General features: G+C 72.2%; 17 protein-coding genes. 6 read left to right on the top strand and 11 right to left on the bottom strand.

What is annotated here, in order from left to right:
* Positions 1-71 precede the first annotated feature (71 nt).
* Both IE248_RS02740 and IE248_RS02735 read right to left on the bottom strand, forming a co-directional pair.
* Positions 72-767: a DUF1003 domain-containing protein gene (locus IE248_RS02740; protein ID WP_008737171.1), complete on the bottom strand. Its 696-nt coding sequence runs from the start codon at positions 765-767 to the stop codon at positions 72-74.
* Positions 757-2,028: a magnesium transporter MgtE N-terminal domain-containing protein gene (locus IE248_RS02735; protein WP_073797633.1), complete on the bottom strand. Its 1,272-nt coding sequence runs from the start codon at positions 2,026-2,028 to the stop codon at positions 757-759. Before IE248_RS02735 ends, IE248_RS02740 begins: the two co-directional genes overlap by 11 nt.
* A gap of 186 nt (positions 2,029-2,214) precedes the next feature.
* Between IE248_RS02735 and IE248_RS02730 the strand changes: the two genes are divergently transcribed.
* The gene (locus IE248_RS02730; RefSeq protein WP_229895099.1) at positions 2,215-3,012 is read left to right on the top strand and encodes a hypothetical protein; all 798 of its coding nucleotides are present in this window, start codon (positions 2,215-2,217) and stop codon (positions 3,010-3,012) included.
* 73 nt (positions 3,013-3,085) lie between these two features.
* Here the strand turns inward: IE248_RS02730 and IE248_RS02725 are convergent, their stop codons facing one another.
* Both IE248_RS02725 and IE248_RS02720 read right to left on the bottom strand, forming a co-directional pair.
* Positions 3,086-3,598, bottom strand: a complete 513-nt coding sequence (locus IE248_RS02725) for a hypothetical protein (protein ID WP_190029878.1) — start codon at positions 3,596-3,598, stop codon at positions 3,086-3,088.
* Between the two features lie 31 nt (positions 3,599-3,629).
* Complete coding sequence (locus IE248_RS02720; RefSeq protein WP_008737163.1) at positions 3,630-4,745, bottom strand: magnesium and cobalt transport protein CorA; 1,116 nt, start codon at positions 4,743-4,745, stop codon at positions 3,630-3,632.
* Positions 4,746-5,120: 375 nt separating this feature from the next.
* Between IE248_RS02720 and IE248_RS02715 the strand changes: the two genes are divergently transcribed.
* From IE248_RS02715 to IE248_RS02700, 4 genes are all read left to right on the top strand, one after another.
* Entirely contained in the window at positions 5,121-5,705 is a 585-nt protein-coding gene (locus IE248_RS02715) for a suppressor of fused domain protein (protein WP_073797635.1), read from the top strand.
* Positions 5,706-5,765: 60 nt separating this feature from the next.
* Positions 5,766-6,410 carry a DUF6758 family protein gene (locus IE248_RS02710; RefSeq protein ID WP_190029877.1) on the top strand — a complete coding sequence of 215 codons (645 nt, stop codon included), beginning with the start codon at positions 5,766-5,768 and terminating at the stop codon, positions 6,408-6,410.
* A gap of 77 nt (positions 6,411-6,487) precedes the next feature.
* A complete protein-coding gene (locus tag IE248_RS02705; protein WP_190029876.1) occupies positions 6,488-7,363 on the top strand; it encodes a PHP domain-containing protein in 876 nt (291 codons plus the stop codon).
* 88 nt (positions 7,364-7,451) lie between these two features.
* A complete protein-coding gene (locus IE248_RS02700) occupies positions 7,452-8,057 on the top strand; it encodes a MarC family protein (protein ID WP_008737156.1) in 606 nt (201 codons plus the stop codon).
* A gap of 70 nt (positions 8,058-8,127) precedes the next feature.
* Here IE248_RS02700 and IE248_RS02695 read toward each other — a convergent pair whose 3' ends face one another.
* From IE248_RS02695 to IE248_RS02685, 3 genes are all read right to left on the bottom strand, one after another.
* On the bottom strand, positions 8,128-8,280 hold the full coding sequence (locus IE248_RS02695) for a DUF8834 family protein (protein WP_007266367.1): 153 nt from the start codon (positions 8,278-8,280) through the stop codon (positions 8,128-8,130).
* A 122-nt stretch (positions 8,281-8,402) separates the two neighbouring features.
* Positions 8,403-9,266 (bottom strand): alpha/beta fold hydrolase, encoded by an 864-nt coding sequence (locus IE248_RS02690; protein ID WP_190029875.1) that lies wholly within the window; start codon positions 9,264-9,266, stop codon positions 8,403-8,405.
* Positions 9,267-9,351: 85 nt separating this feature from the next.
* A complete protein-coding gene (locus IE248_RS02685; RefSeq protein ID WP_229895098.1) occupies positions 9,352-11,241 on the bottom strand; it encodes a DEAD/DEAH box helicase in 1,890 nt (629 codons plus the stop codon).
* Between the two features lie 465 nt (positions 11,242-11,706).
* On the opposite strand from IE248_RS02685, the gene IE248_RS02680 reads away from it, so the two are divergent.
* Positions 11,707-12,465 carry a ferritin-like fold-containing protein gene (locus tag IE248_RS02680; protein ID WP_037790866.1) on the top strand — a complete coding sequence of 253 codons (759 nt, stop codon included), beginning with the start codon at positions 11,707-11,709 and terminating at the stop codon, positions 12,463-12,465.
* A gap of 98 nt (positions 12,466-12,563) precedes the next feature.
* Here the strand turns inward: IE248_RS02680 and IE248_RS02675 are convergent, their stop codons facing one another.
* From IE248_RS02675 to IE248_RS02660, 4 genes are all read right to left on the bottom strand, one after another.
* The gene (locus IE248_RS02675; protein ID WP_008737147.1) at positions 12,564-12,866 is read right to left on the bottom strand and encodes a hypothetical protein; all 303 of its coding nucleotides are present in this window, start codon (positions 12,864-12,866) and stop codon (positions 12,564-12,566) included.
* A gap of 129 nt (positions 12,867-12,995) precedes the next feature.
* The gene (locus tag IE248_RS02670; RefSeq protein WP_008737145.1) at positions 12,996-13,223 is read right to left on the bottom strand and encodes a DUF3107 domain-containing protein; all 228 of its coding nucleotides are present in this window, start codon (positions 13,221-13,223) and stop codon (positions 12,996-12,998) included.
* A gap of 160 nt (positions 13,224-13,383) precedes the next feature.
* Positions 13,384-14,031: a TetR/AcrR family transcriptional regulator gene (locus IE248_RS02665; RefSeq protein WP_037798100.1), complete on the bottom strand. Its 648-nt coding sequence runs from the start codon at positions 14,029-14,031 to the stop codon at positions 13,384-13,386.
* A 126-nt stretch (positions 14,032-14,157) separates the two neighbouring features.
* Positions 14,158-14,373, bottom strand: coding sequence for an Rv3202a family protein (locus IE248_RS02660; RefSeq protein WP_037790944.1), 216 nt, complete (start codon positions 14,371-14,373; stop codon positions 14,158-14,160).
* Positions 14,374-14,407: the final 34 nt, after the last annotated feature.

Genomic DNA, 14,407 nt, shown 5'->3' with positions numbered 1-14,407 from the left:
ACGGCGGCGGAGCTTGTGTCGGTAGCCATGTCCCGATGGTACGGCTCGGTAGCAGGCGTCAGGAAAGCCTGTCAGCGGTCACCTTCGTCACGTTCCTTCGGGAATAGCCGCCGCTCGTCCATCTCCTTGATCAGGTCCTGGAACTCCGACCTGATCCAGTCGCGCGTCGCGACCTCGCCCAGGCCCATGCGCAGCGAGGCGATCTCCCGGGTCAGGTACTCGGTGTCGGCGATGGAGCGCTCGTTCTGCTTGCGGTCCTGCTCCAGGTTGACGCGGTCGCGGTCGTCCTGCCGGTTCTGCGCGAGCAGGATCAGCGGGGCCGCGTACGAGGCCTGGAGGGACAGCATCAGCGTCAGGAAGATGAAGGGGTACTCGTCGAACCGCAGGTCGTCCGGCGCGAAGATGTTCCACAGCACCCAGACGATGATGACCAGGGTCATGTAGACGATGAACCGGCCCGTGCCGAGGAACCGCGCCACCCGCTCCGACAGCCGCCCGAAGGCCTCCGGGTCGTACACCGGGAGCAGCCGCCTCCGGTCGGCCCGCGGCTGGTCCAGGCGCCCCCGCGGCGAGCGGGTCAGCGCGCTCGACCCGGCCCCGGAGCCGGCCGCCTTGGCCCGCAGCCGCTCGGCGACCTCCTCCTCGCGCCCCGAGAGCCCGTGCTCGCGCGAGTACTCCCGGGCGTGCTCGCGGGCCAGCTCGCGCCGTACGCGGGCCTGCTCGCGGCGTCCCTCGCGCGCCGGGTCGCGCCGTCGTTCAGCGCCCATCGGGAACCTCCTCGGAGTGGAAGTCCGTCTCCCGCCAGTCGTCGGGCAGCAGGTGGTCCAGTACGTCGTCCACGGTCACCGCGCCCAGCAGCGAGCCGCTCTCGTCGACGACCGGCACCGCGACCATGTTGTACGCGGCGAGGTAGCCGGTCACCACCGGGAGCGAGGCGTCCGGCCGCAGCGGCGGCAGGTCGGTGTCCACGATCGAGCTGACGAGGGTGAACGGCGGATCGCGCAGCAGCCGCTGGAAGTGCACCGTGCCCAGGTACTTGCCGGTCGGCGTCTCGTCCGGCGGGCGGCACACGTACACCTGCGCCGCGAGCGCCGGCGACAGGTCCGACTGCCGTACGCGCGCCAGCGCGTCCGCGACGGTGGCGTCCGGCCGCAGCACGATCGGCTCGGTGGTCATCAGACCGCCCGCGGTGTTCTCCTCGTACTCCAGCAGGCGGCGCACGTCGGCCGCGTCGTCCGGCCGCATCAGGGTCAGCAGCCGTTCCTTGTCGTCCTCGGGCAGCTCGGAGAGCAGGTCGGCCGCGTCGTCCGGGTCCATCGCCTCCAGGACGTCGGCGGCGCGCTCCTCCTTCAGCTTGCCGAGGATCTCCACCTGCTCGTCCTCGGGCAGCTCCTCCAGGACGTCCGCGAGCCGGTCGTCGTCGAGGGCGTTGGCCACCTCGGCGCGCCGCTTCGGCGTCAGGTGGTGCAGGACGTTCGCCACGTCGGCCGGGCGCATCTGCTCGAAGGTGGCGACCAGGTTCTCGGCGCCCTGCCCGTGCTCCTCCAGCGAGAAGCCGGTCACCGCCGACCACTCCACCGTCAGGGTCTCGCCGCGCCGGCGCAGCGCGCCGCCCTTGCCCTTGCGCACGAAGATCCGGTCGATCTCCCAGTCGCGGCGGGCCGGCAGCTGCTGGATGGCCACGTCCAGGACGCTGACCTCCTCGCCCGTGGCGACCAGCGTCACCCGGCGGTCCAGCAGTTCGCCGAGGACGAGCCGCTCGGTGGGGCGCTGCTCGAAGCGCCGCATGTTCACCACGCCGGTGGTGATGACCTGCCCGGACTCCACGCCCGTCACGCGGGTCATGGGGACGAAGATCCGGCGCCGGCTGACCACCTCGACCACCAGGCCCAACAGCCGCGGCGGGCGGCCGCCGACGCGCAGCATCGCGACGAGGTCGCGGACCCGGCCGACCTGGTCGCCGTTGGGGTCGAACACCGGCACACCCGACAGATGCGAGACGAAGATCCGCGGGGCGCCTGCAGCCATCCGAGCGCCTCCTAGAGCGTTCATCACCAGTCCTGCCGTGCCTCAGGCTAGCCCGTGCCCCGCCGGGCCGCCCTGGTGGGGCGGCCGCCCAGGTGTCCCACCGGGCCACCCCGGCCGGGAGCGGGCCGCGCCGCGCGGCCGGGTACGCTGCCTGCTGCCCACGGAACCGACGAGAGGCACCAGCTCGTGACCGCGTACTCCCTTGTCGCCCGGCTGCGCCGGGCCGCGTTCGCCGGCGCCCTGTGCGCGGGCCTCGCCGTCGCCGGCACGGGCTGTGGAGCGGATCCGGACGAGGGCACCAACGGGGTCGGCAAGCTCCCCGCCGACAAGATCGCGGGCAAGGCGAAGGAGGCGGCCACCGCCGCCGACGCCGTGCACCTGTCCGGCACGCTGGTCAGCGGCGGCGGAACCTTCACCCTGGACATGAGGCTGGGCGCCGACGGCGGCTCGGGCGAGGTGAAGTCGAAGGAGAACACCTTCCGGCTGCTGCGGGTGGGCGAGCAGCTCTACCTGAAGGCCGACGCCGCGTTCTGGGGGCAGTCCGACTCCGCCGGGAAGCTCGGCGACAAGTACGTGAAGGTGCCCGCGAACGACCCCTCGTACAAGCAGTTCCGCGGCTTCACCGACATGGACGTGCTGCTGGACGTGCTGCTCACGCTGGACGGCAAGGTCGCCAAGAACGAGGAGTACGCCAAGGTCGGGCACACCCGGGCGGTGCAGCTCACCGGGGACCAGGGCAAGGGCGGCAAGCTGTCGGTCTCCCTGGAGGGCACCCCGTACCCGCTGCTGATGGAGCGGGCCGGCGGCGCCGGGCGGGTGGAGCTCGGGGAGTGGGGCAAAACCTTCCCTCTGGCGGCGCCCGCCCAGGACGAGACCGTCGACTACGGCTCCCAGCTGCCGACGACCAAGGGCCAGAACACCGGCGGCGGGGCCTCGCCCGCGCCGAAGGGCTCCGGGCAGGGCAGCGACCCGGGCAAGCCCTGACGTACGGGGATCCGCGCGGGCGCCGTGGCCGGCGCCCGGGGTCTCAGCGGGCCGGCGTCCGGCGCCCCGGGTCTCAGCGGGCCGTCTTCCTCCGCTTCAGCAGCAGCTTCGGCAGGCCCGCAGGAACCGGCTCGCGGGTGATCGCGGGGGACTCCAGCGGGGCCGCGGCCAGCGAGCCGTCCGGCAGACCGGCGGCGACCGCGACCGGCTCCAGGCGCAGCAGCCGGCACTCGCGCGCCCACCGGTCCGTCATCGTCTCCGAGTCGGGGGCGTTCAGCCGCTTGCCCTTGAGCTCGGCGACCGCGGCCTCCCATTCCTCGCCCCGGGGCGGGAGTTCCCGTACCGCCGCCGTCCAGGCGACCAGCCGCCCGCCCTTGTCCTTGCTGCGCACGGTGACCTCGGCGGCCGCGCCGTCCGCGAGCCCCGGGAACGGCTGCTCCCCGGGCCCGTCGCCCAGCACGTGCGCGGCGCCGTCCAGCCAGGCGTGCCACAGGGCCCGGTCGGCCCCGGCGCCCCGGACCCAGATGAGGCCGGACTTCTTCGTGGCCTCCTCGACGAGGGCCAGATCGAGCGTGCTGAGAGTCATGCGCACAGCGTAGGGGGTGCCCCCGGGGCGCTCAGAGCCAGCCGTGGCGGCGCAGCGAGCGGTGGATGGTGAAGCAGGACGCGGCGATCGCGGCCATCACCATGGGGTAGCCGTAGCGCCAGTGGAGCTCCGGCATGTGCTCGAAGTTCATGCCGTACACCCCGCAGATCATCGTGGGCACGGCGATGATCGCCGCCCAGGAGGTGATCTTGCGCATGTCCTCGTTCTGCGCGACGGTCGCCTGCGCGAGATTGGCCTGGAGGATCGAGTTCAGCAGCTCATCGAAGCCGACGACCTGCTCGTGCACCCGCGCCAGGTGGTCGGCGACGTCACGGAAGTACTTCTGGATGTCCGGGTCCACCAGCCGCATCGGGCGCTCGCTCAGCAGCTCCATGGGCCGCAGCAGCGGGGAGACGGCCCGCTTGAACTCCAGCACCTCGCGCTTGAGCTGGTAGATCCGGCCCGCGTCGCCGCCGCGCGCGGCGCCCTTGGCGGGGGCGGCGAAGACCTCGCTCTCCACCTCGTCGATGTCGTCCTGCACGGCCGCGGCCACCGCGATGTAGCCGTCGACGACGTGGTCGGCGAGGGAGTGCAGGACCGAAGAGGGGCCCTTCGACAGCAGGGCGGGGTCGTCCTGGAGGCGGCGGCGCAGCCCCTTGAGGGAGCCCTGGCCGCCGTGCCGGACGGTGATGACGAAGTCGGGGCCGGTGAAGCACATCACCTCGCCGGTCTCCACCACCTCGCTGGTGGCGGTGAGTTCGGCGTGCTCCACGTAGTGGATGGTCTTGAAGACGGTGAAGAGGGTGTCGTCGTAGCGCTCCAGCTTCGGCCGCTGGTGCGCGTGCACCGCGTCCTCCACGGCCAGCGGGTGCAGCCCGAAGATGGCGGCGATCCCGGCGAACTCGCCCTCGGTCGGCTCGTGCAGGCCGATCCACGCGAAACCGCCGTCCTCGCGGACCCGGCGCATCGCCTCACGGGGCGTCAGCCGGTCGGATCCCAGCAGGCGCCGGCCGTCGCGGTACACGGCGCAGTCGACGACCGCGCTGCTCGCGGACGGGTCACGGGTGGCGTCGTAGCCGGGCTGTGCGGGAGTGGACCGGCGCAGCGCGGGACGTACGGCGGCACGGAGGTAGGGCAGCATCGACATCGCAGGCTCCTTCGCACGCACGGCTGCGGACCGTACGGGTGGGAGGCCTTCCGCACCGCGGGCGGGCAGGCCCGGGCAGACGGAAGGAGCAGGACGGGAGGACAAAGGTCTGCCGTCGCTCTTCTACTGATCGAGGGATCAGAGGGGCCGCAATGCGCCCGTCGTGGAAGTGGAAGAGCGATTGGTACTGCACGATCGACTTCGATCCATCGCAGCCCCACCTCCTCCGGCCGGTCCCCCGTGAGGGACGTCCTGTCGTTCACAGCCTTGACAACGGGCTTCTGCACGCGGCCTGAACCAGCTGTCAACACTATCAGCCGACGGATGGTCAAGAGCCGCCCTTTACCCGGGGGATACGAGTTCTATGCTCGTTCCATGGCAGAAATTCTGGCCCTTGTGGAAGCCCGGCTGCGCGACGCGTTCGGTGACCCCGACGCCCGCGCGGCCGTCACCTTCCTCGGCACCGACCGCATCGAGGTACTCCGCTTCGTCGAGGGCGACCTCGTGCGCTACGCGACCCTCGGGATGTCCGCACAGCCCATGACCGACCCGACCGCCGTGGTCGCCGACCCGGTGCGCGGCCCGCGCGCCGAACTGGTGCTGACCGTGCGGGGCGGACTGGCCCCCACCGACCGGGTGCTGCGCCCGCTCGCGGTGCTGGGCGCCTCCCCGCAGGTGGAGGGGCTCGTCGTGGCCCCCGGCGCCTCGCTCGACGTGGGCGAACCGCTCTGGGAGGGCGCCGCGTTCACCTCGGTGCTCGTCGGCGAGCCGGGCGGTCTGGTGGCGGACCTGGAGCTGGCCGAGCCCATGGACCCGGTGCTCTTCTTCCCCCTCCTCCCCATGACGGCCAACGAGGCCGCCTGGAAGCGGGTGCACGGCGCGGCGGCGCTCCAGGAACGCTGGCTCGCGCGCGGCACGGATCTGCGGGACCCTCTGCGTACGGCCGTCGCGCTGGACTGACCGCCCGGACGGGTGATCGCGTCTTGACGGGGCGCGCGGCGGGGAGGAGCGTGGCTTCCTATGAGGGGCGAACCAAGTTGCCCGAAGTGCGGTGGCCGGGTCAGGGCGCCCGGTCTGTTCGCCGACTCCTGGCAGTGCGCGGTGCACGGTACGGTCCACCCCTTGCAACCCGTGATCCCGCCGAGCGTCGAGGGCCTGAGCGTGGTGGTGCACCGGGCGCAGGTGCCGGTGTGGATGCCGTGGCCGCTCCCGGTGGGCTGGCTGTTCACCGGGGTCGCCTCGGCGGGTGACGACCGCAGCGGGGGCCGGGCCACGGCCGTGGCCTGTTCGGGCCCCGGGCCGCTGGGCGGCATCGGGGAGCTGCTGCTGGTCGCCGAGGAGCTCGGCGTCGGCCTGGGCGCGCGGTACGCGGGCATCGACGGCCCGGACCCGGGCTCGTACATCAACGTCTCGTCCCCGCCGCACGCCAAGGTGGTCGCGGCGGGCCGCCCCACCCCGCTGTGGCACGTCACCGACACCCCCGACGACCGCGCCGTGTTCGCGGGCGAGGCGCGGGGCCTGTGGCTGTGGGCGGTCGTCTGGCCGGAGCAGTCGGGCCTGCTGATGTACGACGAACTCGTCCTGACGGACCTGCGCGACGCGGGCGCGGAGGTCGAACTCCTCCCCTGCGGCGCCCTGAGCCCCCGCATCCTCGGACCGGCCTAGGTCGCGGCGGAGCGGGGGTCCGGGGCGCGGGTATCCTGGGGTGTCCCCCCGTACGCGCGAAACCATGGAGCTCGGCTGTGCGCATCGACCTGCACGCCCACTCCACGGCTTCCGACGGAACCGACAGCCCCGCCGAGCTGGTGCGCAATGCCGCCGCCGCCGGGCTGGACGTCGTCGCGCTGACCGACCACGACACCGTCGGCGGATACGCCGAGGCCATCGCGGCGCTCCAAGGGATCCCGGCGGGCCTGACCCTGGTGACCGGCGCCGAGCTGTCCTGCCGGCTCGACGGCATCGGGCTGCACATGCTCGCGTACCTCTTCGACCCCGACGAGCCCGAGCTCGCCCGGGAGCGGGAGCTCGTCCGCGACGACCGCGTCCCGCGCGCCCGGGCCATGGTGGCCAAGCTGCGCGACCTCGGCGTGGACATCACCTGGGAGCACGTCGCCCGGATCGCCGGCGACGGCTCCGTCGGGCGGCCGCACATCGCGACCGCGCTGGTGGAGCTGGGCGTCGTACGCAGCGTCTCCGACGCCTTCACCCCCGCCTGGCTCGCCGACGGCGGCCGCGCGTACGCCGAGAAGCACGAGCTCGACCCGTTCGACGCCATCCGCCTGGTGAAGGCGGCCGGCGGGGTCACCGTCTTCGCGCACCCGGCCGCCGTCAAGCGCGGCCGGTGCGTTCCCGAGGCCGCGCTGGGCGCCCTCGCCGCCGCCGGTCTCGACGGCATCGAGGTCGACCACATGGACCACGACACCGACACGCGCGCCCGGCTCCGCGGCCTGGCCGGCGACCTCGGTCTGCTGACCACCGGGTCCAGCGACTACCACGGCAGCCGCAAGACCTGTCGCCTCGGGGAGCACACCACCGACCCCGAGATCTACGGCGAGATCACGCGCCGCGCCACCGGGGCCTTCCCCGTCCCCGGCGCGGGCGGAAGCACCGGGCGGTAATTCCCGCCCCTGGCCGCTTTTCCCCGCTTCCCCCATCCCGCGGGGCTCGCCCTGTTGTGCACACCCCTCTCTCCTGCAAGGCATCACTGTGTTTGACTTCGCCGTCTTCGGATCCCTTTTTCTCACGCTTTTTGTGATTATGGACCCGCCGGGCATCACGCCGATCTTTCTCGCGCTGACCTCCGGCCGGCCCGCCAAAGTCCAGCGCCGCATGGCCTGGCAGGCCGTGTGCGTGGCCTTCGGCGTCATCGCCGTCTTCGGCATCTGCGGCCAGCAGATCCTGGACTACCTGCACGTCTCCGTCCCGGCGCTGATGATCGCCGGCGGTCTGCTGCTCCTGCTGATCGCGCTCGACCTGCTCACCGGCAAGACCGACGAGCCGAAGCAGACCAAGGACGTCAACGTCGCGCTCGTCCCGCTCGGCATGCCGCTGCTCGCCGGGCCCGGCGCCATCGTCTCCGTGATCCTCGCCGTCCAGAAGGCCGACGGGTTCTCCGGCCAGGTCTCGGTCTGGGCCGCGATCGCCGCCATGCACGTCGTGCTGTGGGTGACGATGCGCTACTCGCTCGTGATCATCCGGGTCATCAAGGACGGCGGTGTCGTGCTCGTGACGCGGCTGGCGGGCATGATGCTCTCCGCGATCGCCGTCCAGCAGATCATCAACGGCGTGCTCCAGGTCATCCACACCTCCTGACCTGCGGCCGGACACACGAACGCCCCCGCGACCTTCGGGTCGCGGGGGCGTTCGACGTTTTCACGAGGTGTCAGGAGGACGCACTCTCGGCCGGTCGGATCAGAATGCGCTGGCCGATCGCGGCCGCCTGCTGCACGATCCGGTTGACGGAGGCCGCGTCCACGACGGTGCTGTCCACGGCGGTTCCGTCGACATCGTCCAGGCGCAGAATCTCGAAGCGCACGGGCTTCTCCCTTCGTCAGTGTTCTCCATACACAGGGTTCAACGAAGTGTAAGGCGCAAACATTCCCTACGCTAAGGAAATTTTTTCACTGACTAACTACCGGGGCTAACGACCGGACGGCGTCACCGCGCGGAGGCCTCCCAGAACGCGGCCAGCGCCGCCGCCGTCGCGGCCGGCTCCTCGGCGTTCGGCGAGTGCTCCGTACCCGGGATCACCACCCGCCCCGCGCCGAGGCGCCGGGCCATGTCGTCCATCGCGGACACCGGCCAGACCGGGTCGCTGACCCCCGACAGCACCAGCTTCGGCAGCTCCGGGGCCACCCGCACCAGGTCGTCGATCCGGTCGGGCTCCGATATCAGCGCCCGGCCGGTGCCGATCAGCTGCTCCGGGACCGTGGCCAGCCACCGCCCGCGCAGGAACTCCAGCATCTCGGGGGAGTCCGCGGCGGCGTCCCGAGGGTCCTGGGCGCGCATGGCCGCCCAGATGGCCGGCATGTCGTCCCCCATCGCCTCCAACGCGGCGACCAGCAGCTTCGTCCGGCCGCGCTGGTCCTCGCAGACGGCTCCGGGGCCGGTGCTCAGCAGCGCGAGGCTCGCGAACGGGGCCGGATCGCGCACCACGGCCGTCCGGACGACCAGCCCGCCGAGCGAGTGGCCGAGCAGGTGCAGCGGGCCGGCGGCGCCGAGGGCGCCGGCCTGGGCGAGCACGTCCCGGGCCAGCTCGTCCAGCGTGTACGCGGACTCCTCGCGCGGGCCCGGGCTCTCGTGCTGGCCGCGCCCGTCGACCGCGACCACCCGGTAGCCGGCCGCCGCCAGCGGCTCCAGCATCCCGATGAAGTCCTCCTTGCTGCCCGTGTACCCGGGCACCAGGAGGGCGGTGCCGCGCACCGGCGCACCGGCCTCGTGCACGGCGAACTCGCCCCGTGCGGTGGCCAGGAGGTACGCGCGGGCGTCGGAGGGCAGTGTGAGGCGCGGCGGCTTGCTCATGTCCCGAGGTTACCGGCCCGTAGGGAAGTACGCAGAAGGCCCCGACCCCCTGGAAAAGGGGATCGGGGCCATCATGCGAGCGGGGTTACGCCTCCGGCGCGGCCTCGGCGACCTTGCGGGTCCGCGTGCGCTTCGGCTTGACCGGGGCCTCCTCGGCGGCGGCAGCGGCCTCGACGGGGGCGGCCTCGGCGACCTTGCGGGTCCGGGTGCGCTTCGGCTTGACCGGAGCCTCGTCGGCGACGGCGTCGACCGCGGCGGCCTCGACCGGCGCGGCCTCGGCGACCTTGCGGGTCCGGGTCCGCTTCGGCTTGACCGGAGCCTCCTCGGCAACGGCGACGGCGGCGACGGCCGGGGCCGGAACCTCCACCACGGGGGCCTGCGCCACGACCTCGGCGACCGGAGCCTTGCGGGTCCGGGTGCGGCGGGCCCGGACGGGCTCCACCGGCGGGGCCATCTGGAAGTCCGGCTCGACGACCGGGGCGGCCGGAGCCACCACGGCCGGGGCGGCCTCGACCAGCGTGCCCGGAGCCGACGCACGGGTACGGCGACGGCGCGGCCTGCGCGGCTCGTCGGCGGCCGGCGCCTCGGGAGCCTCGACCGCCGGGGTCACCGGAGCGGCGACGACGGCGGCCTCGGAGCCCAGCTCCGAACCACCGCGGGTACGGCGGCGCTGACGCGGCGTACGGGTGCGCGCGGGACGCTCCTCCGCGACCGGCGCGGCGGCGGCCGGGCCGCGGCCGCCACGGCCACCGCGGCCGCCGGTCTCGCCCAGGTCCTCCAGGTTCTCGGCCTTCAGGCCGGCCCGGGTGCGCTCGGCGCGCGGCAGGATGCCCTTGGTGCCGGCCGGGATGTTCATTTCCTCGAACAGGTGCGGGGACGTGGAGTACGTCTCGACCGGGTCGTGGAAGTCCAGCTCCAGCGCCTTGTTGATCAGCTGCCAGCGCGGGATGTCGTCCCAGTCGACGAGCGTGACGGCGATGCCCTTGTTGCCCGCGCGGCCGGTGCGGCCCACGCGGTGCAGGAAGGTCTTCTCGTCCTCGGGCGCCTGGTAGTTGATGACGTGCGTGACGCCCTCGACGTCGATGCCGCGCGCGGCGACGTCGGTGCAGACCAGCACGTCGACCTTGCCGTTGCGGAACGCCCGCAGCGCCTGCTCGCGCGCGCCCTGGCCCAGGTCGCCGTGGACGGCGCCGGAGGCGAAGCCGCGCTTCTCCAGCTGCTCGGCGATGTCGGCCGCCGTGCGCTTGGTGCGGCAGAAGATCATGGCGAGGCCACGGCCCTCGGCCTGCAGGATGCGGGAGACGAGCTCCGGCTTGTCCATGTTGTGCGCACGGAAGACGTGCTGCTTGATGTTGGCGACCGTCACGCCCTCGCCCTCGGGGGAGGTGGCGCGGATGTGCGTCGGCTGCGTCATGTACCGGCGGGCCAGTCCGATGACCGCGCCCGGCATGGTCGCCGAGAACAGCATCGTCTGACGCTTCGGCGGCAGGTAGTTGATGATCTTCTCGACGTCGGGCAGGAAGCCCAGGTCGAGCATCTCGTCGGCCTCGTCGAGGACGAGGGCCTTGACGCGGGAGAGGTCGAGCTTCTTCTGCCCGGCCAGGTCCAGGAGGCGGCCCGGGGTGCCGACGATGACGTCGACGCCCTTCTTGAGCGCCTCGACCTGGGGCTCGTACGCGCGGCCGCCGTATATGGCGAGGACGCGGACGTTGCGGACCTTGCCCGCGGTCAGGAGGTCGTTGGTGACCTGGGTGCACAGCTCGCGGGTCGGAACCACCACGAGGGCCTGCGGGGAGTCGGTCAGCTGGTCGGGGGTGGCCCGGCCGGCCTCGACGTCGGCGGGGACGATGACCCGCTCCAGCAGCGGAAGGCCGAAACCGAGCGTCTTGCCGGTTCCGGTCTTGGCCTGGCCGATGACGTCCGTGCCGGAAAGGGCGACGGGGAGGGTCATCTCCTGGATCGGGAAGGGGGACACGATGCCGACGGCCTCAAGGGCTTCGGCGGTCTCGGGAAAGATCCCAAGGTCTCGGAACGTAGTCAGGGTGCTGCCTCTTCTGTGAGACGCGGCGCGAGGCGGCGAGGGGGGTCGTACCGTGCCGGGCTTGCAGTACTGCGCCCCCACGTTCGGGGGCGCCACACAAAGCTGCGCGGGACCACTGGCCTTCGCTCAAGCGCTTCTGCCGCTGAGGGGGCCCCTCGTGGGACGCGGTACGCATGAACGTACGCATCACGCCGAGGGCGGTCAGGTGGAGCCGATCGGGCCACCGACCGGGCATCCTCATTCTGATGGCCCGCCGAGTATTCGGCAGGCGCATTACCACTGTACCCCGGATTCGCGCAGCTGTGTTGGGTGAATTCACCTGGGAGTCGCGTTTACACGGGCTGACTGCGACAAGAGGCGGTGCCTTGCGGGCCCTTTCGGCGGGCTATTGTGCGGTGCATGTCGACCGTTGAAAACGCATCGCCCGCCGACGACAGCAACCCCGCCGAGGCGGTCGGAATCGCAGCCCAGGACTGGGCCACCGCCTCCGCCTCGCCGCAGTACCGGGCCGCCGTCGAGGACCTGCTCGGCGCGCTCGCGTACGGAGAGCTCGCGGCCTTCGAGCGCCTGGCGGAGGACGCGAAGCTCGCGCCCACCCTTGACGACAAGGCCGAGCTCGCGAAGATGGCCTCCGCCGAGTTCCACCACTTCGAGCGGCTGCGCGACCGGCTCTCGGCGATCGACGTCGAGCCCACCGCCGCGATGGAGCCCTTCGCCAAGGGCGTCGACGACTTCCACCGCCAGACCGCACCCTCGGACTGGCTGGAAGGCCTGGTCAAGGCGTACGTCGGCGACTCGATCGCCAGTGACTTCTACCGCGAGGTCGCCAGCCACCTCGACACCGACACCCGCGCCCTCGTCCTCGGTGTGCTCGACGACACGGGCCACGGCAACTTCGCCGTCGAGAAGGTGCGCGCCGCGATCGAGGCCGATCCGCGCTGCGGCGGCCGGCTCGCGCTGTGGGCCCGGCGGCTGATGGGCGAGGCCCTCTCGCAGGCCCAGCGCGTGGTCGCGGAGCGTGACGCGCTCTCCACGATGCTGGTCGGCGGCGTGGACGGCATGGCCGCCGGTTTCGACCTCGCCGCCGTCGGCGAGATGTTCACCCGCATCACGAAGGCGCACACCAAGCGGATGGCCGCGCTCGGCCTCGCCGCCTGAGCCCCGCCCGTACGTACGCCGGCCCCGGCGCGGAAACACTCCGCGCCGGGGCCGGCGTACGCCGTGCTCCGGAAGACGGCTACTCGCGGTGTTGGTGTTCACCCCCGCGACGGAAGTGAAAACGGAGCCCTCTGGGGCGACCTCCCGGCCCCCGCCGCGGGACGCAGCAGCAGCGACAGGACGACCGCCGACACCAGCACCCCGCCGCCGAAGACCGCGGGCAGGTTGTTGTGGCCCGGGCCGAGCGCGGTGTGGGTGAGATACGCCCCGAAGAGCGCCCCGAGCATCCCGCTGACCAGCACGATTCCGGGAGCCGGCAGCCGGGTCGCGAGCAGGCGCACGGCCGCCGCGGACAGGGCGAGGCCCAGCAGAGCGGAGCCGAGCACTTCGATCAGCAGCATGGATTTCCCTCCCGAGGTCAGGCAACCGGTTCAACTGCGGTCCTACCCGAAGCGGAAGACAAGGAAACGGCCTGGTGGAATCATCCACCAGGCCGTTTCCCGTGTTCTCGGTGCTTTGCAGCCGACTCCTCAGAGCGCTCCGAAACCGACCTTGCGCGCGCTGGGCTCGCCCAGATCCACGTACGAGAGCCGCTCGGACGGCACGAGGACCTTGCGGCCCTTGTTGTCGGTCAGGCTCAGCAGCGGCGCCGAGCCGGACAGCGCCGCGGTGACGATGCGCTCCAGCTCCTCGGCGCTCAGGTCGCTCTCCAGCACGATCTCCCGGGGTGCGTGCTGCACGCCGATCTTGACCTCCACGGCTTTGTCCCTCCGACGGTCCGGTTCGCGCGATCAGCCGCGCCGTACCCGGACCACATTAGCCCGGAGAGGGGACGCGCACGCCGCGCTCCGAGCACGCTCGCAGCGAACATCGGCATGTCAGGCGCGGTCGGGCGGCGCCGGACACCGCCGGACGCCGTCAGGCCTGGCCGGCCTCGGCGGCGTGCAGCGGGAAGCCGGCGATGCCGCGCCAGGCGAGCGAGGTCAGCAGACCGACCGCGGTGTCGCGGGCGACCGGGCTCTCGCTCGACAGCCAGTACCGGGCCACGACCTGGGACACCCCGCCCAGGCCCACGGCCAGGAGCATCGACTCGTCCTTCGACAGGCCGGTGTCCTCCGCGATGACGTCCGAGATCGCCTCCGCGCACTGGAGCGAGACCCGGTCGACGCGCTCGCGCACCGCCGGCTCGTTCGTCAGGTCGGACTCGAAGACGAGGCGGAAGGCGCCGCCCTCGTCCTCGACGTACGCGAAGTAGGCGTCCATCGTCGCGGCGACGCGCAGCTTGTTGTCGCTCGTCGAGGCGAGCGCGGTGCGCACGGCCAGCAGCAGCGCCTCGCAGTGCTGGTCCAGCAGCGCCAGGTAGAGGTCGAGCTTGCCGGGGAAGTGCTGGTAGAGCACCGGCTTGCTGACACCCGCACGCTCGGCGATGTCGTCCATGGCCGCCGCGTGGTAGCCGTGCGCGACGAAAACCTCCTGGGCCGCGCCCAGCAGCTGGTTGCGCCGGGCTCGGCGCGGCAGTCGCGTGCCCCGGGGACGCGCTGCCTCCGTCTGCTCGATGGCTGTCACGCCGCCTCCCACTTTCTCTAAGAACACAGTGCGATCTGCGCCGCGCCGCCATCGTACTTTTCGGTAACCGAATCTGGAGGGTTCAATCCGAGTTTTCTCGCGGTACGGACCGGTCTGACGCGCTGGTCAGCGGTAGTCGTCCTCGTCCAGGGGAACCACCCGCGCCTGCTCGAAGGCGTCCCCGTCGGCCGCTTCGCTCCCGTCCACGGAGGTGAGCGGGTCGTCCTCGCTCGGCTGCAGCTCGGTGTGCTGCTCAGCCGCGTCCGCCTCGGGCGCTTCCGCGTCGAGGGCCTCTCGGAGCTGCTCCCGGAAAGTGTCCGGTTCCGCAGGGTCGACAGTCATGCCGCTCCCCTCGCCTTCCACGCCGCCTGATCGA

The organism is Streptomyces goshikiensis (assembly GCF_014650555.1).
Lineage (GTDB): Bacteria > Actinomycetota > Actinomycetes > Streptomycetales > Streptomycetaceae > Streptomyces > Streptomyces goshikiensis.
Note: the sequence above shows the minus strand (reverse complement) of the source record. Positions and strands in the feature narration are given on the sequence as shown.